This is a genomic window from Burkholderia lata (assembly GCF_902499335.1).
Classification (GTDB): domain Bacteria; phylum Pseudomonadota; class Gammaproteobacteria; order Burkholderiales; family Burkholderiaceae; genus Burkholderia; species Burkholderia lata_B.
In genome coordinates this window covers 112,440-133,665 of the sequence record NZ_CABVQK010000008.1, presented here as the reverse complement: position 1 = coordinate 133,665, position 21,226 = coordinate 112,440, and the positions used below count along the sequence as shown (strand labels likewise).

The following is a 21,226-nucleotide window of genomic DNA, read 5'->3' as shown; positions in this document are numbered from 1 at the left end:
GGCGATGCGAACGATTCAGGCCGACGGCCGGGCCGCGGCTTTCACGGGGCTGGCCGTGTCGACGCTGTTCATCCTCGCATTGACGATCAATGCGATGCTGCCGGCGCTCGGCGCGATGGACCCGAGCGCGACCTGTACGTTGCTGGTGGCGGTCGCGGGTCTGGTCGCGCTGGTCGTTGCCCGCCCGGTATTCGCCGTGTCGATGCTCTACACGCTGGTGATCGGATTGACCGCGTTCGTGGCCGGCGTGGGGATCGAATCCGGCGGTTTCCTGCGGGAAACGGACATCTTTGGTGTCGCGAACGGCGCGTTCAGCCGGCTGCTGTCGTTCTACGCGATCTTCGTCGCGTGCGCGCTGTTCGCGTTCGAGCGGCTCCTGAACGAGCGCCTGGTGCACGTGCCGATCCGCGCACGGATGACGCGCCAGCCGGCCAGCGTCGTGCTCGGGCTGGGGCTGGTCGGCGCGATCCTCGCGACGGGCGTGCTGGCGGGCCTGACGGGCGGCTTCGCGGTGCTGAGCGGCGTCAACCGCTACGCGCTGCGCAACGACGCGTCGAATAGTTCGCTATTCAACCTGTTCCTGAACAACCAGACGTTCGTCGCCGTGCTGCTCGGCACCTTCTGCACGAGTTCGAACCGGAGCGTGCGATGGGGGGCCGTCGCCCTGATCGTCGCCGACCTGGTGCTCGAAGCGTTGCACGGCGAGCAGTTCATGGCCGTGCTGCACGTGTGCCTGACGTTTCTGATCCCGTTCATCGCCATTCACGCGATGAACGGCAAGCCGGTGATGCGCTACCTCGGGATCGGCTCGGTCATCGCGCTCGTGATCGGCAGCGTGTCCGTGTTCTATGCGTACCGCGGGCAGGGGCTGGACATCGCGGAGACGGTGGTGTCGCGGTTTCTCGAACAGGGGCAGGCGTGGTACGTGGTCGATGGCGACGCGCACCTGTTCAGCGCACCGACGCTCGGAGGCATGGCGGCGTTCGGGCGCTTCGTGGGTTCGCTGGGCTCGTTCACCGAGCCGACGTTCTTCAGCGATGCGCCGGTGAGCGGCCTGCGCGACCTGATGCTGTCGTACGGCACGCCCGAGATCCTGAAGGCCTACGTGTTCGACGACGTCACGTTCACGATGGGCAACGTGGCGGTGCCCGTGTACTGGTTCGGCTATGCGGGCGGCGCGCTCTTCGTCGCGTTGACGGGCGCGATCTACGGCGCGGCGAGCGCGATCCTGATCCGGGTCGCGATGCGCGGCGGCGTCGTGATGCTGTGGCTCGCCACGAAGATCTTTGCGTACGCGACCTATGCGATCCAGCAGGGCGATTACTGGACGCTGTTCGGCGCGCGCACGCTGTTCTACCTGGCGATCGCGCTGGCCTGGTGGTACTGCATCGACGCAAGGCGCGCGAACGCCGACGCGAAATGGATGGGGACGGGGGCATCTTGAACGCGTTCGTCAGGCTTCTGTTTTCGTCGTTCGCGGGCGTGGTGTGCGAAAAGATCATCGGGGCGCTCGCGGCGATCGCGAGCAATCACCTGTTCGCGAACATCTACGGCGCGCGCCTGTTCGGTGAATTGCAGTTCGCGTTGTCGCTCGCGTACGTGATCGGCAGCGTTGCGCTGATTTTCGGTGCGCAGGTGATCCAGCCGATCCTCGGCAAGCATCCGCGCTTGCGGCACATGGTCGTCTACCGCGCGTTCCGTCTGCGGCTCACGCTGACGCTGGCCGTGATGCTGCTGTTCATGGGCATCGTGGTGATCGTCATGCGGCCGTCGAGCGTCTCCGAGCTCACGCTGATCGCGGCCTTCGCGCTGATCGTGGAGCCGATCGCGCTCGGGTCGCTGATGGCGTATGCCGAATCCCGTCCGTGGGTCATCACGCGGGCGAGGGCGTACGCAAGCTGTGTCCGCGTGCTGTGGCTGTACGTCGCGGCGCATGCGTCGATGGGCGTGATCGTCGCGGCGTTCGCGTGGCCGCTCGAGGCATGCGTGGCGGCCGCCGCACCGTTCAGCCGCTATCGCGCGCTGGCGCTGACGTCGCCGAAATCGTTCCGCGGCAGCGCGGCCGTCACGAAAGCGCTGGTCGTGCGCGGGCTGCGGATCTGGCCGGCCATCGCGGCCAGCGTGCTGGTGCTGCGCATGGACCGGCTGCTGCTCGGCGTGCTGGTTTCCAAAGCCGATCTCGGCATTTACGCGTCGGCGGCGTCGCTGGTCGAACAGTGGAATTCGGTTGGCACGACGCTGGCGCTGGCCTTGGCGCCGAGCATGGTCTTCGCGGCGCGGACCGAATCGCTGGTGCGCGCCAAGGCGTTGAAGCTCGGCCTGTATCTCGGCCTCGTCGGCTGTGTCGCGTGGGTCGGCAGCTGGTTCATCGGCCGCAAGGTGTTCCTGATGATCTACGGGCCCGCGTTCGTCGACGGCGTGCCGATCATGATCTACGCGACCGGCTGCTCGATCGCCACGTTCGTCGATGCGGGGCTGAGCACGTGGCTCCTGGCCGTGCGCCGCTACCGGCTCATCATGGTCAAGCAGGTGCTGATCGTCGCGGCGATCGTCGCCGCGCCGTTCGTCATGCCGCGCGCGCTGGTGATGTATGCGCCGTCGACGGGGATCGCCGTCTCGCTCGTCGCGTTCTGGTGCGTCGTGCTCGGCCATCTTTTCCATAACAGGGCGCGTCCATGAACGGCCGGTTCGATGCGGACATGGGCCCCGTTGCGCCGGCACCCGGCCGGACGCGGGTGCCGCGATCCGCAGGCGCCGCGTGCAGGCAAGAGGGTTTCGGATCGATAGGGAGGTCGCTCGTGAAAAACCGGGTGCTGATGGTGATGACGCGGGACATTCCGCAGGATGTATCGAACGGGCGGGAGCGTACGCTGAGTTTCATCCGGAAGGCGATCGGCGACCACACGGAAGTGGCCGAATTCAAGATCCGGTCGGTGTTCGAGGACGGCGGTATCCGCGCGAAGATCGGCGCGGCGATGCGGGTGGGATGGAGCGTGTTGCGCGGCGCGCCGTGCGCGCTTCAGGTGGCGATGTTTTCGCATCCGCGCAAGCGGACGGCGCTGCTGCGCGCCGTCGACGCATTCAAGCCGGACGTGATCTATTTCGACGGCATCCGGCTCGTGGACTACGCGATCCTGGTTCGGCACCGCGTGCCCGGCTGCCGGATCGTCGTGGATTTCGACGACCTGATGTCGCGCCGCGCGAACATCCTGCGCGAGCAGGATTTTCCGCTGTCGGCCGGATATCTGGAGAAGTCGCTGCCGGGGCCGTTCGTCAGGCTCGCCAACGCGAGGCTGATCCGCAACGCACTCCTCGGCTATGAAGCGTTCGCGCTGAAGCGGCAGGAGCGCGCGGCGATCGGGTCGTCGCATGCCGTCACGCTCGTCTCCATGGAGGACGCGCACGCGTTGCGGCAGTCGCTCACGAACGCCGAAGCCGTGAAGACGCACGTGATCGCGCCGCCGATGAATGCGCTGATGCCGATGCGGCATCCGGCGGCGCCGTTCCGGTTCGTGTTCATCGGTTCGGACCGGCAGTTGCAGAACCGGCTGGCGATCGAGTATCTGGTGGCGTTGTGGGCACGCGTCGGGCCGGCCACGCCGCTGGTGATCTACGGGCGCATGGCCGGGCGCTACGATCCCGTGCCGAACGTCGAGTTTGCCGGATTCGCGCCGACCCAGGCGGACGTCTATACCGCGTGCTCCATTGCGTTGTGCCCCGCGTTCCTGCGCGGCGGCATCAAGTCGAAGGTGCTGGAAGCCGTGTCGTACGGCTGCGTGCCGGTCGGGAACGAAACGGCCTTCGAGGGCCTCGGGTTCCACGACGACGCGCTCGCGATGAGCGAATCGCGGCTCGAACGGTTCGTCATCGATCCCGCCGCGGAGCTGGATCGTGTCGTGGAAGCGGCGACGCGCTTCGCCGCGTATTGCGAACAGCACTTCAGCATGCCGGTATTCGACCGGCGGTGGCGCGAGTTGATCGCGCCACCGTCTGACAGCCCGTCGTGACGGGCCCACGCAGCGCAGCAAAGGAGGGCATCGATGTCGTGACCTGAACGGCTTGCGGACGACTGGCTTCCGGACCGCGCATGTGCAGCGTGGCCACCGGAAAGGGGAATGTCTTCCGTGAGCGATTTGCCGTCCCGCGGCCGATCGATTCAGCAGTTCGGCCGAAGGACGCCGTAACCATTCTTCACCGATACCTAATAGAAAATGAGACCGATCATATTTGGCGGGCGGTTCGGATGGCTGCATCCGGGCAGCGGGACGCGGGGCGTCGTCCTGTGCAACGCTTATGGGCACGAATCCGTCTGGAGTCACGGCGGCATGCGGAATCTGGCGGACCGCCTGTCCGCCCGCGGGATGCCGGTGCTGCGCTTCGATTACCGCGGCACGGGCGATTCCGAGGGGGCCGATGGCGCGAGCGACCAGTTCGAGACGGCCGTCGACGACGTGTGCGCGGCCATCGCGCGGCTACGCGAAGAAACGGGCGTGGCGCGGGTGACGCTGTGCGGCCTGCGGCTGGGCGCGGCTTTCGCGTTGCTGGCGGCCGGTCGATGCGACGTCGATCAACTCGTATTGCTGGCGCCGGTGGCAAGCGGGCGCAGCTACGTGCGCGAGCTGTCGATCATGCGCAATATCTGGCTCGACCAGCTGCCTGCGCCGTTGCGGGACGCGCAGCCGAAGGACGCGCCATTCAACGTGCTCGGACAGGTCTACAGTCATGAGTTCCGCGCACGGCTCAATGCGTTCGACGCGGTCGACGCACTGAAGGACAGCACCAGCGCGCCGGCATCGGGCACGCTGATCGTCGACGTGAATGCCGGCGGCAGCGAATCGCTGCACAAGCGGCTCGAAGAGTTGGGCGGCTCGGTCGAGCACCGGTCCTTCGAAGGCTATGCCGCGTTCATGCAGGAAACCACGTTCTCGAGCTTGCCCACCCGTGTATTCGACGCGGTGGTCGACTGGGTCGCGGCCACGGCGGCCCGGCGGGCGCCGCCGCCACGTGCCGTATCGAACCCGGGCAAGGATGCCGGCCTGATGCTTCGCACGCCGGAAGCCTGCGAACAGCCGGTCAGGTTCGGCGTGGCCGGCCTGTTCGGCATCATGTGCATGCCGCATGCGATGCACGACCGTGGGCCGGTTCTGCTGATCACGAATACGTCGGCCAGCTCGCATGTCGGCGATAGCCGGCTGTCGGTACGGATCGCGCGGGAGCTGGCGCGACGCGGCATCGCGTCGCTGCGCTTCGATGGCCGCGGGATCGGCGACAGTTCATCGGTACGCGGCGGCGGCACGCCGGACGACGTGCGTCAGCCGGTCTATTCGAGCGCGGTCGTCGAGGACGTCTCGACGGCCGCCCACTGGCTGAAGGAGCAGGGATATCGGCACGTCGTGTCGTTCGGCATCTGCTCGGGCGCTTACAGTGCGTTGCGCGCGGCGCTCGTGGGGCGGGCGCTGTCCGGCGTCATATCGGTGAACCTGCAGAGCTTCCACATGCCCGACGGCCTGTCGACCGACGCGCTGCGCCGGCATCGTCCCAATTCGATCGCCGGTTACCGGTCTTCGTTCTTCGAGGTCGAGAAATGGAAACAGGTGCTGGCCGGCAAGCGCAGGATCATGCCGTTCGTCCGGCTCGTGCTGAAGCGCGTGACGACGCTCGCAGCCGTGCGGATCGGCGCGTGGCGACGTCGGATCGCCGGATGGTCGTGCGCGGAGACGATGCCGGTCGAGCCTCATGACATCCTGCGCACGCTGCAGCGCAAGGAGGTGAGCACGCTGTTCGTGTGCGGCGCATACGACAGCAGTCTGGACCTGATGACGATGTACTTCGGCCCGCGCGGCAAGCGGCTGTCCCGGTTTTCGGGCGCGCGTGCCGTCGTGCTCGACGATCTCGATCACAGCGTCTTCAGCTCGCATGCGGTCGACGCGGTGGTCGGGCTGTGCAGCGAGTTCGTCAAGGGGCTCGACGCGCGACGCGCACCGGCGGGGCGGATCGTCAAGGCCGAATCGCCCGCGTGATGCGGGGCCGGCGGAGGCTGTGTCAGATGTCGCACAGTCGGAGAGCCGGTGCGGTGATACGGTAACTCGCCTGTATTCGGCGACACTGCCCGGCCTCTACGCGACCCTGACGATGAACCCCGAAAGCCCCGGACGTCTGGACCATATCGACGCGATGCGCGCCGTCGCGGTCCTGTTCGTCATCTGGACCCACTACGCCGAGCGGTTCGCGCCGCTGGCGGGCGCTCAGCAGTGGCTCGACACGCTGCAGCGCGCCGTCAATTTCGGACGGATCGGCGTGGTGGTCTTCTTCGGCATCAGCGGCCTGCTGATACCGGTCAGCCTGCGCGGCCCCGCCGGATCGGGCACGCGACGCTTCCTGATCCGGCGCTTCCTGCGGCTGTATCCGGCATTCTGGTTGTCGATTCCGGTCGGTTGCCTGGTCTTCTGGACGTTGTTCGGAAAGCCGGTGAGCGCGTGGCTGATCGTCGCGAACGCCACGATGATTCCGACTGCGTTGGGGCAGGAGCCCGTCATGGGGCATTACTGGACGCTCGAGACCGAGCTGTATTTCTACGGGCTGTGTCTCGTGCTGTTCTGGTGGGGCGGGCTGCACCGGATGCGCGATCTCGCGCTCGTCTGCATCGGGCTCTGCGCGGGTTTCGTGGTCACGCTCGGGTTGCACGTGTTCCCTGAGAATACGTTGGGCCAGTACAAGGCGATGCCGTATCACCTCGCGATCATGTTCTGGGGTGCGTGCTTTCGTCAGGCCTACGACCATCCGCTTGCGGTGTTGCAGGTGCGATGGGGGCGACGCGAACACCGCCGCATCGCGCTGACGTACCGGTCCGTCGTCGGCCTGCTGACGGCGATGATCGCCGGCGTCGCGCTGATCGGGGCCGCCAACGACTGGCGGCATCACAACATGACGCATCTTCCGTCGTCGCTGGCGTACGTGATCGGCGTCGCGATCTTCGTGGCAATGGCGACGGTATTGAAGGTTCGCCTGCGCATGGTGGCGAAGCTGGGCGAGGTCAGCTACTCGGTTTACCTGTTTCACGCGATCCCGTTGTTCGCGTTCTACTGGCTGTGCGAACACTATCGATGGACCGGTTGGCCGCTGGGCGTCTACATGATCGTTCCCGTCGTGCCGTTGATTGCGCTGTCGTACGCAAGCTACCGGTATTGCGAGGCGCCCTGTGTGCGGCTTGCGCACCGCCTGACCGCGTCGCGGCAACGCGGCGACCTGCCGGTCGGAACGCGTCCGGTCAACGCGGCGCAAGACCCGGTTCGAAACTGACGGGCACGGGCGAATGACGGCTTGAAACGGCAATCGCGAGTTGCCGACATGAATGGACTGTACGGAGTGGAAATGATGCTGGCGAGTGCAAGCGGGCTTGATGGTTACGGCGGCATGCCGAGATACCGGATTGTTCAACCGACGTTCCGGATGCCGAATTGAACGGATTATCTTCGATCGGCTCCCGTGCGGAAGCCACGCGTGTTGTCGTCATCAACGACTACGCGAGAAAGGGGGGCGCGGAGGAGGTTTACCAGACTTCCATCGAGGTGCTGCGAAACATTCCGGACGTCGACGTGTACTCGTTCGACGAGACGAGTTTCGCGCCGGGCGAAGGCGCGTTCACGCGCGGCTGGAATCGCGCCGCGGCGAACGCGCTGGCGGCGCTGCTCGACGAGGTGCGCCCGCATCACGTGCTCGTGCACAACTATCACAACCTGCTGACGCAATCGATCCTGCCGGTCCTCGCACGGCGCCGCCGCGAACAGGGATTCCGCACGTATCTCACGTGCCACGATTACCATCTGGTGTTCTACAACCCGAACATGCTGACCTATCGCGACGGCCGCCCGGTGCCCGTTCCGGTCGATGCGCTGTCGAATCCGGCGCGGCTGCTCGCACTGGCGAGCCCTCGCGGGCGTCTCCACGACACGGTGAAGAAGCTGCACTGGCATGCGGTGTACGCGTACTGCAATCCGCGCGACATATTCGACGTGTTCCTGTGCCCGAGTCCGTACATGCGCACGGCGCTGGCGCAGCGAGGCATCACGAACAGCGCGTTGCTGCCGAATCCGGTGAGCCGACTGGCAGAGCCGTTCCCGCCGCGCGTGAGTGTGCGCGAGCAGTTCGATCTTGCCTTTGTGGGGCGGCTCGACCCGGAGAAGGGCATTCACGAGTTCATCGAACTGGCGCGCCGGACGGATTTCCGTCGCATCGGCAGTCTGACGCTGTACGGCGACGGGTTGCTGCGCGCGGAGCTCGAAGCACGCCACCAGGATCTGGTTCAGGCCGAGCGGTTGCGCTTTGCCGGGCGGCTCGGCCACGACGCGCTGTTTCATGCACTGCGCGCACACGATGCGCTGGTATTGCCGTCCGTCTGGGCCGAAAACGCACCGCTCGTCATGGTCGAGGCGGCGACGCTGGGGCTGCCGGTGCTCGCGCACGAAATCGGCAGCCTGTCGACGTTCGGCAGCGAGATCGGCAACAAGATCCTGTACCGGAATTCGCCGGCCGGCCTGACGGGCGCGCTCGACGAATTGAACCGTCACCTGCGTACTGCCGGTCGGCACTACGACTGTTCGGCCTACACGCCGGCGCACTACGCGGCGCAGCTCGCGTCTTGGATGGGGCTCGGCGGTCAACAGGGGCACTAGGGCGCGGCGCGGATTCGTCGCCCGACGATACCGGTCGCGCGTTCGCTGCGCGGCCGCAACACTCACTCGAGAGGAATGTCATGCGGGCATGTCGACGCATCGCGGCGGTCGCGCTTGGTGCACTGGCGTTGTCGGCCGGTCACGGCTACTGCCATGACGGTGTGCGGGTGGCGGCGCTCGCGCCGGCCAATACGTCCGCCAGCCGCGATTTCAAGGGCTCGTCGAACGGCCTGCTCGGCGGCACGTCGTCGATATCGAAGATCGACGTGCATACGTTGCTGTACCCGGGCAGTACGACGCAGGTGCTGGCCCATTACCTGCCGTGGTGGGGGCCCGACCCGCGAGGCGTGAACGTCGGCTACCGATCCGACGATCCGCACCAGGCTTTTCGTACCTTTGCCGACATGCGCTCGCGCGGCATCGACGGCGTGATCGTCGACTGGTACGGCGAGGGGCATTTCGTCGACACGGCATGGCGGGCGTCCCTGCCTGAACTGGCGAAGTTTCCCGGGATGACGTTCTCGATCATGATCGACAGCGGCTCCTTCAAGTTCAATCCGTGTCGCGGCTGCGACCTGACCGCGACGATCCTGAACAACCTGGCGTACATCAGCCGCGAATACTTCACGTCGGACCAGTATCTGCGTCATGACGGCCATCCGGTCGTGTCCGAGTTCGGGATGGACGCAGTCGGGAAGGCCGACTGGGCGCGCATTCATGCGGCGTATCCCGACATCTACTGGATCCATACGCTGGTGCAAGGCTTCGATCTTCCGTATGGCAAGGGCGCGTATGTCTGGGCGCAACCGTCGTCGTGGGCCACGCCGCAGGCAGCCGGTACGCGGCACGACCTGCTGTATCGCGAGCGCTTCTACAACATCGCGCGGAACCAGCCGCCGGGCACGATCACGGTCGGCGGCGCATGGAGCGGGTTCGACGATTCGAAGGCATCGTGGGGCGCCGCGGCGCCGCGCTTTCTCGCGCCATCGTGCGGGAAAACCTGGCTCGATACGTTCAAGAGCATCAACGAGCGCTACAGCGCGCGGCAGCAGTTGCCGTTCGTCCAGTTGATTACGTGGAACGACTACGAGGAGGGGAGCGCGCTCGAAACCGGCATTGCCAGTTGTACCGCGATCGACGCACAGCCCGTGGGTGCGAGCGTGACCGTCCGGATCACCCATCAGGAAACCGTCGACCATCTCGAGCTGTACGAACAGCTCGGCACCGCGTCGTTCAGGCTGGCCGGCCGCTATCCGGCCGATGCGACGAGCATTCCGCTTCCGGACAGCCGCGCGGGCACCTATTTCATCAAGGCGGTCGGCAAGCCGTTCATCGAGAACGTCGTGTCGGCGGCCATTGTCGTGCACTGATTCGCGCAGGCAACGGCGGCACGATCATCACGCATCGTTCGCCGTCGGCAGCGCAAGCGCGGCCGGCTTTGATGCGTCCGGCTCCTGCGGTGCGCAGGTCGGCCGGCCGTACTGATCGTCGAAGCGGACGATGTCGTCCTCGCCGAGATAGTCGCCCGACTGCACCTCGATGATTTCGAGCGGAATCCGGCCGGGATTCTCGAGGCGATGCACTTCGCCGACCGCGATATACGTCGACTCGTTCTCGCAGAGCAGGAACGTCTCGTCGCCGCGCGTCACTTTCGCGGTGCCGCGCACGACGATCCAGTGCTCGGCGCGGTGATAGTGCATCTGCAGCGACAGTCGCTTGCCGGGGTCGACGACGATCCGCTTCACCTGGAAGCGCTGGCCGAGATCGATCGAATCGTAGTGTCCCCACGGCCGCTGCACCTTGCGGTGCTCGCTCGCCTGCGGGCGCCGGTCGGTCTTCAGGCGCGCGACGATGTTCTTCACGCGCTGCACGTCGTGCTTGTTCGCGACCAGCACGGCATCGGGCGTCTCGATCACGACGACGTCCTTCATCCCGACGCACGCGATCAGGCGGCCCTCCGACCGCACGAGGCTGTCCTGCGTGTCCTCGAACACGATCGGGCCGCGCGCGACGTTGCCGTGATCGTCCTTCGGCATGATTTCCCAGATCGCATCCCAGGTGCCGACGTCCGACCAGCCGGCCGCGAGCGGTACCACGATGCCTTCGATGCCGAGTTCGCCGTGTTCCGTGAGGCGTTCCATCACCGCATAGTCGATCGAGTCCGACGGGCACGCGTCGAAGGCGGCCGCATCGATCCGGAAGAAAGGATCCTCGGCGATGCCCGCGCGCCATGCGGTTTCGCAGGCCGCAAGAATGCCGGGCGCGAGCGTGCCGATCGCCTTCAGCCAGACCGAGGCGCGCGTGACGTAAATCCCGCTGTTCCACCAGTAGTCGCCCGATTGCAGGTAGCGCTCCGCAAGTGCCGCATCGGGCTTTTCGACGAAACGCCCGATTGTGTAGCCACCCTGGCCGCCGCAGCGGCCCGCACGCGGCTCGCTGACCTGGATGTAGCCGTAGCCCGTTTCCGCGCGACGCGGCAGCACGCCGAGCGTGACGATCGCGCCTTCCTGCGCGTAGCGCGCCGCGCGCGCGATCGCATCCTGGAACGCGCCGACGTCGGTGATCACGTGATCGGCCGGCATCACGGCGAGCACGGGATCGTCCGCGAGCTGGCTCGCGTCGAGTGCCGCAAGCGTCAGCGCGGGCGCGGTGTTGCGTGCGGCCGGTTCGAGCAGGATGCGGGCGGGCGCCGCGCGGCCGAGCACCTGTGCGGCACTCATGACGCGATGCTGCTCGCCGCAGACCAGCAGCAGCGTATCGCCGAGCGACGCGTTCGCGATGCCGTTCAGGCGGCGCGCCGTCGCCGACAGCGGCGATTCGTTCGAAACCAGCTCGATCAGCTGCTTCGGATACTGCTCGCGCGACAGCGGCCACAGCCGTGTGCCCGAGCCGCCCGCGAGAATCACCGGCAGGATGCGCGGCAGGTCGGGCTCGGGAACCGGGTGAAGGGTGCGGGTCATCGATTGGCTCCGGTGTCGGCGGGCTGCCGGTTGTGCGTGCGGCTGTCGGCGCGCGCGTCGTCGTTGCGCGGCCGGTGTGCGGAAACAGCCCGGGACAGCAGGCTGCGCAGCGCGCCTGCGGCGCGGTCGGCTGATCGCACCAGGCCGACGAATGGCGCCCCCTGTTCGAGATACGGGCCATAGGCCTTGCGGAATCCGAAACGCTTGTAGAACGCCTGGCGCAGCGCCGGGACGTGCGTGCGCACCGCGGCGTCGGGCCATGCCGCCTGAGCGGCGGTGAGTGCGCGCTCGATCAGCCGCTCGAGCGTATCGTCGTCGCGGCGGCTTTCGCTTGTCAGCACCTTGTCGATCACGACGTCCGGGTCGATGTCGTCACCGGGCAGGATGCGCGCGTATGCCGCGACTTCCGTCGTGTCGCTGTCGCGCACGAGTGCATAGACATGCAGCGCGCCGGCGTCCTTGCCGTCGATGTCGAGATGCGTGTGCGCGTCCTCGACCACCAGCACGGCGTTGCGCGCGCGCAGGATTGCATAGAGATCGACGGCGCCCAGATGTTCGAATTCACAACAATGCCATTCCATGATGCTGTCCTCGCGTGATGCCTTCGGCACGCCGTGCCGCACGGACGCGATCGTTCCGTGCAGCGCGGCGATCCTCATCATCCGGGTGCACGGTGCGCCGGTCTGTTCGAAAGCGCACTCACGATCCGGATTCGCCCGGCCGGTGCGGCATGCGCGGCCCCGGCGTGCCGCGCGAGCGTCGCAAGGTGCGGTAGCACACACCGCGGCGGCCGGTGCTTTTCCATAATTGACCCATCCTGGCGGCCCGCCTCGATGCGCGGCCAGTCAGCATCGAATGTCAATAAAGACCCCGGGGGCAGACTTGAAGATTGCGAGCGTTCACGACGGGCCGATCGTGCATGGCGGTGCCGGGCACACTCTCATGCACGCGGTCGGCTGCATCGCGCAGGCCGACCGTGTGCAGCCGCGTCGAATTCCTTCAGGAGCGTGCGTGCCTGAGCGGTGCACACGTCCTTCATCCGCATGCCGTTGTCTGCACGCATGCGCTACCGCAGCGATCTGCCGTTGTTGCCGCTTGCGATCAGGCGATGGCGCCTGGCCGATGACGACAACAGGCAGACCCCATCCGTACCGACGGCGCGCCGGACCCGGTCGCGACGTGCCGGTGCGTCGCGCGCCGGACCACGATGCTGCATTGCGGGAGACGAGCGCCGGCACGACCGATTTCACACGTGGCAATGACGACTCACCGGCGAACGCCCGGCGCGAGCGGCATGTGTGCCGCCGTGCGTCGGCACCGCGAAACGTGATGCGCGATGCGGTGCGGTTGATTACGGCATGTAACGGACGAGCGGGGAATGAGCGGGCCGCGCGCCGTCGCGATACGATGCGGCCGATCGGCAGTGCGCGCGATTATGTGGCGAGTGGAATGCGGTATCGGTCTTTCCCGGGGATTTCGATGGAAATAACAGGCAATCGACCGCCCCCATTTTGCGGAAAAGTAGTATTTGCCACTGATTGACTGGAATGCTCATAGATAATCAAATCTCAGTGGTCAAACGCGCGTGGTGCGGGGCGACCGGTCGCGTAACCGGTTGATTCAGGATTATCTTTTGGTAACAAGCCCATCTCGAAACGGGGTGTAAATTCAGGAGCGGATGAAATGCGGCGGTCATTCCTGGAACGGGTTGGCGGCCATCCGGTTCAGCATCGTGCGCAACGGTCGTGTACGACGTGACGCAGATGCCGACGGCATTCCCGTCTGCCGATGCGCTTCGCCTGGATGGCGGGTCGCGTCAAAGCGGGAACGTCGTGGCTCCCGCAGCCGCGCGTTCCCTTCGAGTTCGATGACAACGAGGCCGGATGACATCCGGCTCGACCTCCGGGGGCTCTCGCCGTGTGCAGTTTCGATCTTCGCCAAAGCTGCGGAAACGCAGCGCGGAAAGGCGGCCATGCGCCGCCGGCCGCAGCGCACGCGAACGGTTCGCGGAGTGGAGAAAGTGATGGTTCGTTATGAATATGCCAATAACGCGCGATAAGAGCGCCGGCGCGGGGAGTGGCAACGGGCAGCGTCCGCTGATTTACTGGACGCAGTCGCCGTCCGTCATGCTGCGAAAGGAACTGGCGCGGCGCGACTGGAAAGTGTCGATCGTCGCGCAGGCGAGCGAGCTGCGCGACACGTCGGGCGAAATCACCTGCGGCATCCTCGACCTGAGCGGTGGCCATGCCGATGCGATCGGCAGCATCGCGTCGACCTGCGCGTCGATGCGCGACGTCGTCTGGGTCGCACTCGTCGACGTCGGCCAGACGGCTTCGCCGAACGTGCGCGCGCTGTTGCGCGACTATTGCTTCGATTACGTCACATTGCCCGCATCGCATCAGCGGATCGCCGATACGGTCGGCCATGCGTACGGCATGGAGTGCCTGTTCGCGCGCGATCGCGAACGGCTCGAATCGGAAGAGAAAGGCATCGTCGGCACCTGCAGCGCGATGCTGCGGCTGTTCGATACGGTGCGGCGCTTCGCGCGCACGGACGCACCGGTGTTCGTGTTCGGCGAAACGGGGACCGGCAAGGAGCTGACGGCCGTCGCGATCCATCGTCACTCGGAGCGCCGCAACGGCCCGTTCGTCGCGGTCAACTGCGGCGCCATTCCGCCCCATCTGCTGCAATCCGAGCTATTCGGCTATGAGCGCGGCGCATTTACCGGCGCGAACGCGCGCAAGATCGGCTATGTCGAAGCGGCGAACGGTGGCACGTTGCTGCTCGACGAGATCGGCGACCTGCCGCACGAGAGCCAGGCGAGCCTGCTGCGTTTTCTGCAGGAACGCGCCATCCATCGCCTGGGCGGTAGCGATCCGGTGCCGGTCGATGTCCGGATCGTGTCGGCGACACACGTCGACCTGCGCGGCGCAATGGAGGAAGGGCGCTTCCGGCCGGACCTGTTCCACCGTCTGTGCGTGATGCGGATCGACCAGCCGCCGCTGCGCGCGCGCGGCAAGGACATCGAACTGCTCGCGCATCACATGCTGGAGCGTTTCCGCGGCGACGCGCGCCACCGCGTGCGCGGATTCTCGACGGATGCGATCACGGCACTCTACAAGCACGACTGGCCGGGCAATGTCCGCGAGCTGATCAACCGCGTGCGCCGCGCGGTCGTGATGACGGAAGGGCGCCTGATTACCGCGCAGGATCTCGAACTCGAATACTGCCTCGATGCCGCGTCACCGTCGGTGGCCGACATCCGCAAGTCGATCGAGCGCGAGGCAATCGAAACGGCGCTGCTGCGCACGCGCGGGCGCGTCGCGGCGTCGGCACGCGAACTCGGCGTGTCGCGCGCGACGCTGTATCGCTGGATGGAGGCATACGGGATCGAGCGGCCGCGCGGCACGGGCTCGTCCGACTGAGATTCGACAGGGGCGCTCGCGGCTTTCAGCCGCCGCGAGCGTCGCGTCAACCGGCCTGCGTGGCGCGCACCGTGCGCGCGGCGTTCACGGCCCGGATTTCCACGGCCGGCGGCACATCCGCCGCGGCCCCATTCTTCCCGATCATTTCAAGCGGAACGAGCGCGACGCGCGCCGGCGTGCCGGGCGCGAGATGGAACCAGTCGTCGCGCGGCACGTAGCCCGGCGCATCGATCTGGACATGCCGCGCGACGTGCCGTGTGTCGATGTCGACGTGCCATGTGTCGCCGGTGCGCGACACGCATGCCTCCAGCCCGAGTTCTCGGCGCGCCAGCACGGCCGGATGCGTGCGGGACGGGAAATGGAACGCCTGCGACAGCAGCGTGCCGTCGTCGGCGCGCAGCGTCGCGACGACGGTGTCGTGCTCGCAGGGCCCGAAGCGGTACGCGTAGGTCCAGTCGAAGAAGCGGCCGAGCAGCTCGGCCGAGCCGATCCGCACCGTGTCGTGCGCCGCGATCCGCACCGGGCAGCCCGCGCGCGCGACCGGCGTGCGGCCGTCGCGCAGCGCGACCAGCTCGAGCGCCGCCGACAGCGGCGCGGGGCGCTCGTTGACGACATGCACGTCGAGCCCGTTCAAGCCTTCGTCGACCAGTAGCACCTGTACGGGCTGCAGGACCTGGCGCAGCGCATGCCACGCCGATTTCGGCCGGTGCGCGGCGTCGATCACCCCCCAGCCGGCGCCCGGCATCACGTCCAGGAACTGCCAGACGAGCGCGCCGGCACAGCGCGAGCCGGTGCGCCGCCATTCGGAAAACGTTTCGCGCATCAGGTCCGCGATCACTGCGCGTGACAGCTCGAAGTAGCGCGCCGGATCCTCGCGCCGCAGCCGGTCGGGCGCGACGTCGTAGAGCGTTTGCAGATAGTGATCGCGAACGTCCTCGAAATCCCACGACGTGCCGGGGTCGCGCGGCACGGCCGCCTTCCAGCGCGGCTCGTGCACGCCGGGCCAGCCGAGCTCGGCGAGCGTCGCGTCGCACGGCACGTTCGAGAAGGCGAGGCATTCGCTCGCGAAGCGCACGTCCGCGCGGCGCGCGTCGTCGAGCGGGCGCAGGTACGCACCGACGCCGTAGTAGTGCGACACGCGTTCGCGCGGCGCGAACGGCAGCACGCCGCCGTCGGGCGAATCGGGCACGTACGGCACATCGGGCCGGCATGCGGCCGCCTGGCCGGCCAGCCGGTCGGCAGTCAGCTCGAGGAAGCGCTGCTTCGGCCCGAGCCCGGACATCGCGGCCTGTTGCGCGATCTCGCTGCCGCCGCACAGTACGGCAAGCGACGGCGATGCGCCGTGGCGCGACAGGAACTGCCGGGCTTCGCGGTCGACGTTGTCCGCGAACGCCGGATCGTCGAGCGCATAGTCGAAGTTCGCGAACATGAAATCCTGCCAGACCAGCAGCCCGAGCCGGTCGCACCAGGCGTGAAAGGCGTCGGCCTCGTAGGTCATCGTGCCGCCGACGCGGATCATGTTGAAGCCGGCGTCGCGCGCGAGCCCGAGCAGGCGGGCGTAGGTGGCGTCGTCGGCGTGCAGCGCGAGCGGCGCGGCGCTGCTCCAGCACGCGCCGCGCGCGAATACGGGCACGCCGTTGATGCGCAGCCCGAAGCCCTTGCCGTCGGCGCCGGTGTCGACCTCGATCGTGCGGAAGCCCGTCGCGCCGAGCGGCCGCCGTTCGTCGCCGATATGCAGTGCAACGTCGTACAGCACCGGCTCGCCGTGCGTATGCGGCCACCAGCGGCACACGTTGGGCACCGCGACGCTGGCGCGCAGACGGTCGGCGCCCGCACGTTCGAGCGTCGCGTGGTGCTGGCCGCACGACAACCGTGCCGCGAGCGTGTCGGGCAGCGGCGCGGCGAACGTCAGTTCCGCGTCGAGCCAGCCCGTGTCGCCTTCGATGCGCGCGTGCAGGTCGCAATCGACGAGAACGGGCCCGTCGGCTGGATCGAGCACGTCCACTGGCCGCCACGGGCCGGTCGGCACGTATGGCGGAAACCAGCCCGGCATGTGCCCGAACATCGACGTGCGGATCGTGCGCAGTGTTGCAGGCTCCGCGAGCCGCGTGCGCCACCGCGCCCGGCGCGGCGCGCGCGTGTCGCGCAGGTGCGGGGCGAGTGCGCGGAAACAGAGGATCAGCCGGTGCGTGCCGTCGAGCGATACGGGCACGTCGTGCGCGACGAACATGCTGTCGGAGTGGAGGACCGGTGTGTCGTCGAGCCACACCTGCGCGAGCGTCGCGAGGCCGTGAAAGCGCAGCACGCGCGGCCCGTATCCGCGCAGCTCGATCCGGTACCAGTGGTCGCGCTCGTCGAGCGATTCGGCTTCGTCGAGCCGGCCGGCGAGCGCGAGCGATTGCGCGACGGTGCCCGGCACGGTCGCCGGAATCCAGCCGTCGCCCGCGGCCGGGAGATCGCGCGGTTCCCGCGCGGCACCCGCGGCCGTCGCCAGCATCGACCACGCGGGCAGGGCACGCGTGCGCGTCACCGCATGACCGGCACGGGTGCCGCGGTGTCGCTGCGCGCGGACGTCATGTGCCGCAGCGGCAACGCGATCTGCCGCGCGCAGGCGACCACATCCGCGTACGCGGCCTGGATCGCTTCGAGCGTCGAGTCGCCGCGCTCCTCCTTGCCGCGCGCGCAGGCACGCGCGAGCCGGAATTCCAGCACCATCGCTTCGGACGCGATGCGGTCGCACGCGGCGCGGATCTCGGTGAACGGCCCGACGCAGCCGCTGGCCTGCAACCAGCGCACGTAGTGACCGAACAGTTCGAAATTCGCGCCGAGTTGCCGCACCGAATTGAACGAGTACGCATGGAAGTGCTCGAGCGGCGAATCGGCGAGCGTCCGCGCGTCGGTCTGCAACTGCCGCCGGAATGCGGCGATCGGGTCGACGACCGGCAGGCGCCGCAGGTGGCGCTGCAGCGCGGCGAGCGACGTTTCGCACAGCTCGCGCTCGTCGAGCGGCGCAAACCGCCGCTTCGCGCATTCGACGTACGGCGGCAGCGTCATCGGCGAGCTGCCGCCGACGAGCCCGTTGTAGTCGAAATCCTCGGCCACGTAATAGCCGCTGTTGTGGAAATAGCCGATCTGGCGTTTCGCTCGATCGATCGCGTCGATGCCGATCGTCGTCTTCGTGTGCTGCGTCCGGTAGCTGCTGCCGCGCGTATCGGGCAGAAACCACGCGTCGACTTCGACGATCATCAGGTGGCCGCGCGCGACCTGCGTTTCGATGTGCTGGTCGAGCGATTCGTAGATCGAGTGCTCCTGCACGACGATCCCGTACAGCCGCTCCAGTTCGTCGTGCGGAAACTTGAAGAACGTGAACTGGTCACCCTCGAAATCGAGCGCGATCGTGAACGGCAGCGCCGCGTACGGATTGAAGCCCCACCACCGGAGCACCTCAAGCCACATGTCGACGTAGCAGTTGGTCTGTTTCCAGACCATCTCCTGGCTATGCAGCGGATGCGGCCGGTAGTGGCGCGCGCGGTGGCGCACATCCTCGAACGACGCGTCTTCGCCGCCTCGGGACACGAATTTCATGGCGTGCCCCACAGCACGTCGCGGACTTCGCGCGGCCACGCATCGATGTCGAAGCCGTGGTGGCGGAACAGCGCGAGCGTGAGCCGTTCGAGACCAAAGCCGACGCAGCCCGTGTGCGCGACGTCGCCCGTCGCGGTGCGGATGTCCCACAGCAGCCCGAAATGGTCCATGTGGTAGTTGAAGCTCAGGCAGGCGGTCTGGCGACCGTCGTGCTCGATCGGGATCAGCAGTTCGAATTTCAGGTTCTGCTCGCGCTGGCTGTTCGCGACGATCTTGCCGCCGCGCCCGAAGAACGGATCGTTCGCGAGATCGATCGCATTGGGCAGGCGCAGTGCCTCGATCATCCGCGTGCCGCGTTCGATCCAGGTCTCGCGGAACGACACGATCTGCTCGGGCGTGCCGATCCGCACGTATTCGCGCATCCGGAACAGCTGCATGCGGGTCGGATCGAGCGACGGCTCGTGGCGGAAGCAGTACGAGAACACGTCGACGATCCGGCCGTCGGCCGGCAGCGCGCCCGCGCGTGCGACGACAGGGTAGACCGGGTAGCACGCGGCCGGCGTCATCACGACATAGGTCGGCTTCTGGCTTTCCGTCCAGTCGTCGCCGTGATCGAGGCACTGCAGTACGCGCTGGTGCTGGCGCTCGTCGCCGCAGAACGCATGCACGCTGCCCGCGAGCTGCGGGAAGCTCTTCATGTATTCGCTGCGCTCGAACTCGGTGCGGCTCATCGCCGGCGGGAAGCGCAGCACTTCCGCCTGCTGGTCGGCGCCGATACGCGTGACGAACGCGTCGAGCGCTTCCACGACACGCTCGAACCGCTCGCTGCGGCCGAACAGGCCCTGGATGCCGGTCGAGACCAGCAGGCCCGCGTCGATCAGTTCGTCGCGCAGCGGGTTGACGCCCGCGCGGTCGATCGGTGCATCGGCGGGAGCGGAGGCGGCGGAGGGCACGGCTAGGCGATCGTTCACGTATGTTTCTCCAGCGTCGCAGGACGCAGCGCGAGCAGCAGGTTCGAGGTGTTGACGGCAATGCGGTCGTTGCTGATCATCAGCGGCGCCGCATGCAGGTCGCGAATGTGGCGGCCGATGCTGAACGGCGTGCCCTGCTTGTAGCCGGCCATCCCGCAGATCATCATGGCCTGGTGCGCGACTTCCAGCGCGGTCGTCGACACGTAGGTCTTCAGCGTGTTGATCTCGGCGGCCCGGGCCATGCCGGCCGACCACGAGCGAGACGCCGGATTCGCATGAAGGCGCAGCACGTTGTCGACGCGGGCCTGCATCGCCTGCATCAGCGCGAGCGATTCGGCGATGCGCCGCGACGCGGGCGACGGTGCGCCATCGGTCTGGCGTGCCTGCGCGCGGAAGAACTGGTGCGCGCGATGGAACGCGTCGCCGGCCACGCCGATCCATACCGCGGCCCACAGGATGTGCGACACCGGCACCATCGTTTCTTCGGCGATCTTCGCGAACGGCACCGGCAGGCACTGGACGGCGGCGCCTTGCGCGTCGAGCTCGAAGCCGTTGCTGCAGGTGCCGCGCATCCCGAGCGTGTCCCATTCGCCGCGGCGCGTGAGCGTGTAGCCGTCGCGCAGCAGCGTGACGAGCACCTGCTCGGAAGCCGGCGCGTCCGCATCGCGTCGCGCGGTCGCGAGGATGCCGTCCGCGTAGTCGCCGTACGAGATCGTCGGCGCGGATTTGCGCAGCCGGAACTCGCCGCCGTCGGTTTCGAGCGCGCACTGGCTCGCGCGCAGGTTGCCGCCGACACCGTCTTCCGACGTGGCCGATGCGAGCAGCCACTGGTGGCGCACGAGCTGCTGCAGGAACAGCTTGTGCCAGCCCTGGTCGAGCGCGTGGTCGACGATGCAGGCGACCTGGATCTGGTGCATCGCGAACACCATCGCCGACGACGCGCAGGCCTGGCCGAGAATCGAGCAGGCCGATGCGATGTCTTCCAGCGACGCGCCAGCGCCGCCGAGATGGGTCGGCACCATCGCGCCGAGCAGGCGGCGCGCGCGCATCGCCTCGATTGCCTCGACCGGGCAGCGCGCGTCGCGGTCGACCGCGTCCGCGTGCTGCGCGGCGATCTGCGCGACGGCATGCGCGGCCTCGTCGAGCCGACGTGAATCGCTGTCGGTCGCGAGTTCGGGAAGCAGCGCGCTCATGCGGAATGCTCGGTGCGTTGCAACGTGGCGATCGTGTCCGCGAGGGCGTCGATGCTGCGGAACAGGTTGCGGTTCAGCATCTCGTCGGGAATCTCGATGTTGAACTGCTTCTCGATCGCGAGCATCAGCTGGATCGTGTCGAGCGAGGAGAGGCCCGCGTCGTAGAGGTCGTCCCCGTCACCGATCGAATCGATCGCGGCTTCGAGGTGGGCGACGTGCTTCAGGATGGTTCTGATTTCGTTTTTCACGTGCTGCTCCGGCGTGCGTGTTGTCGTCCGCTCGGGCAGACGCGCGATACGCGTTGACGTCCCCCCGGCAGTCCGGCATCAGTAGACCATTGGCAGACACGGCGTTCTGTTCGCCACCCTACAAACAGCTAACCTCGCACGCGGAAGCGCGGCGCCGACGCGCCGGCAGGCC

At 67.3% G+C, this 21,226-nt stretch carries 15 protein-coding genes; 8 read left to right on the top strand and 7 right to left on the bottom strand.

The window, feature by feature from the left end; all coding sequences use genetic code 11:
- Window positions 1–4: 4 nt before the first annotated feature.
- The 7 genes from BCO18175_RS20780 (at window position 5) to BCO18175_RS20750 (ending at window position 10,042) form a co-directional block, all read left to right on the top strand.
- Window positions 5–1,444: a DUF6418 domain-containing protein gene (locus tag BCO18175_RS20780; RefSeq protein WP_174983627.1), complete on the top strand. Its 1,440-nt coding sequence runs from the start codon at window positions 5–7 to the stop codon at window positions 1,442–1,444.
- Window positions 1,441–2,679: a hypothetical protein gene (locus BCO18175_RS20775; protein ID WP_174983625.1), complete on the top strand. Its 1,239-nt coding sequence runs from the start codon at window positions 1,441–1,443 to the stop codon at window positions 2,677–2,679. Before BCO18175_RS20780 ends, BCO18175_RS20775 begins: the two co-directional genes overlap by 4 nt.
- A 119-nt stretch (window positions 2,680–2,798) precedes the next feature.
- Window positions 2,799–4,007 carry a glycosyltransferase gene (locus BCO18175_RS20770; protein ID WP_174983623.1) on the top strand — a complete coding sequence of 403 codons (1,209 nt, stop codon included), beginning with the start codon at window positions 2,799–2,801 and terminating at the stop codon, window positions 4,005–4,007.
- Window positions 4,008–4,211: 204 nt separating this feature from the next.
- On the top strand, window positions 4,212–6,020 hold the full coding sequence (locus BCO18175_RS20765) for an alpha/beta hydrolase (RefSeq protein WP_174983621.1): 1,809 nt from the start codon (window positions 4,212–4,214) through the stop codon (window positions 6,018–6,020).
- Between the two features lie 112 nt (window positions 6,021–6,132).
- Window positions 6,133–7,299, top strand: a complete 1,167-nt coding sequence (locus BCO18175_RS20760) for an acyltransferase family protein (RefSeq protein ID WP_174983619.1) — start codon at window positions 6,133–6,135, stop codon at window positions 7,297–7,299.
- A gap of 158 nt (window positions 7,300–7,457) precedes the next feature.
- Window positions 7,458–8,672 carry a glycosyltransferase family 4 protein gene (locus tag BCO18175_RS20755; protein WP_174983617.1) on the top strand — a complete coding sequence of 405 codons (1,215 nt, stop codon included), beginning with the start codon at window positions 7,458–7,460 and terminating at the stop codon, window positions 8,670–8,672.
- Between the two features lie 80 nt (window positions 8,673–8,752).
- The gene (locus BCO18175_RS20750; RefSeq protein ID WP_174983615.1) at window positions 8,753–10,042 is read left to right on the top strand and encodes a hypothetical protein; all 1,290 of its coding nucleotides are present in this window, start codon (window positions 8,753–8,755) and stop codon (window positions 10,040–10,042) included.
- 27 nt (window positions 10,043–10,069) lie between these two features.
- Here the strand turns inward: BCO18175_RS20750 and BCO18175_RS20745 are convergent, their stop codons facing one another.
- Both BCO18175_RS20745 and BCO18175_RS20740 read right to left on the bottom strand, forming a co-directional pair.
- Window positions 10,070–11,632, bottom strand: coding sequence for a mannose-1-phosphate guanylyltransferase/mannose-6-phosphate isomerase (locus tag BCO18175_RS20745; RefSeq protein ID WP_174983613.1), 1,563 nt, complete (start codon window positions 11,630–11,632; stop codon window positions 10,070–10,072).
- A complete protein-coding gene (locus tag BCO18175_RS20740) occupies window positions 11,629–12,294 on the bottom strand; it encodes a drug:proton antiporter (protein WP_254608137.1) in 666 nt (221 codons plus the stop codon). Before BCO18175_RS20740 ends, BCO18175_RS20745 begins: the two co-directional genes overlap by 4 nt.
- A gap of 1,371 nt (window positions 12,295–13,665) precedes the next feature.
- On the opposite strand from BCO18175_RS20740, the gene BCO18175_RS20735 reads away from it, so the two are divergent.
- The gene (locus BCO18175_RS20735) at window positions 13,666–15,057 is read left to right on the top strand and encodes a sigma-54 dependent transcriptional regulator (RefSeq protein ID WP_085037775.1); all 1,392 of its coding nucleotides are present in this window, start codon (window positions 13,666–13,668) and stop codon (window positions 15,055–15,057) included.
- Window positions 15,058–15,103: 46 nt separating this feature from the next.
- Here BCO18175_RS20735 and BCO18175_RS20730 read toward each other — a convergent pair whose 3' ends face one another.
- From BCO18175_RS20730 to BCO18175_RS20710, 5 genes are read right to left on the bottom strand one after another with little or no spacing between them, the layout of a single operon-like run.
- Entirely contained in the window at window positions 15,104–17,587 is a 2,484-nt protein-coding gene (locus tag BCO18175_RS20730; RefSeq protein WP_174983612.1) for a glycoside hydrolase family 2 protein, read from the bottom strand.
- Complete coding sequence (locus tag BCO18175_RS20725) at window positions 17,584–18,642, bottom strand: DUF1839 family protein (protein WP_174983610.1); 1,059 nt, start codon at window positions 18,640–18,642, stop codon at window positions 17,584–17,586. The genes BCO18175_RS20730 and BCO18175_RS20725 overlap by 4 nt, the downstream gene beginning before the upstream one ends.
- A complete protein-coding gene (locus BCO18175_RS20720; RefSeq protein WP_174983608.1) occupies window positions 18,639–19,613 on the bottom strand; it encodes an amino acid--[acyl-carrier-protein] ligase in 975 nt (324 codons plus the stop codon). The genes BCO18175_RS20725 and BCO18175_RS20720 overlap by 4 nt, the downstream gene beginning before the upstream one ends.
- Window positions 19,610–20,806 (bottom strand): acyl-CoA dehydrogenase family protein, encoded by a 1,197-nt coding sequence (locus tag BCO18175_RS20715; protein WP_174972264.1) that lies wholly within the window; start codon window positions 20,804–20,806, stop codon window positions 19,610–19,612. Before BCO18175_RS20715 ends, BCO18175_RS20720 begins: the two co-directional genes overlap by 4 nt.
- A complete protein-coding gene (locus BCO18175_RS20710) occupies window positions 20,803–21,054 on the bottom strand; it encodes an acyl carrier protein (protein WP_174917262.1) in 252 nt (83 codons plus the stop codon). The genes BCO18175_RS20715 and BCO18175_RS20710 overlap by 4 nt, the downstream gene beginning before the upstream one ends.
- Window positions 21,055–21,226 lie beyond the last annotated feature (172 nt).

Bases quoted from the DNA above. Each gene is read 5' to 3' on its own strand.
- BCO18175_RS20780 (WP_174983627.1), top strand. From the start codon at position 5: ATGCGAACGATTCAGGCCGACGGCCGGGCCGCGGCTTTCACGGGGCTG.
- BCO18175_RS20765 (WP_174983621.1), top strand. From the start codon at position 4,212: ATGAGACCGATCATATTTGGCGGGCGGTTCGGATGGCTGCATCCGGGC.
- BCO18175_RS20760 (WP_174983619.1), top strand. From the start codon at position 6,133: ATGAACCCCGAAAGCCCCGGACGTCTGGACCATATCGACGCGATGCGC.
- BCO18175_RS20750 (WP_174983615.1), top strand. From the start codon at position 8,753: ATGCGGGCATGTCGACGCATCGCGGCGGTCGCGCTTGGTGCACTGGCG.
- BCO18175_RS20745 (WP_174983613.1), bottom strand. From the start codon at position 11,632: ATGACCCGCACCCTTCACCCGGTTCCCGAGCCCGACCTGCCGCGCATC.
- BCO18175_RS20740 (WP_254608137.1), bottom strand. From the start codon at position 12,294: ATGATGAGGATCGCCGCGCTGCACGGAACGATCGCGTCCGTGCGGCAC.
- BCO18175_RS20735 (WP_085037775.1), top strand. From the start codon at position 13,666: ATGAATATGCCAATAACGCGCGATAAGAGCGCCGGCGCGGGGAGTGGC.
- BCO18175_RS20725 (WP_174983610.1), bottom strand. From the start codon at position 18,642: ATGAAATTCGTGTCCCGAGGCGGCGAAGACGCGTCGTTCGAGGATGTG.
- BCO18175_RS20715 (WP_174972264.1), bottom strand. From the start codon at position 20,806: ATGAGCGCGCTGCTTCCCGAACTCGCGACCGACAGCGATTCACGTCGG.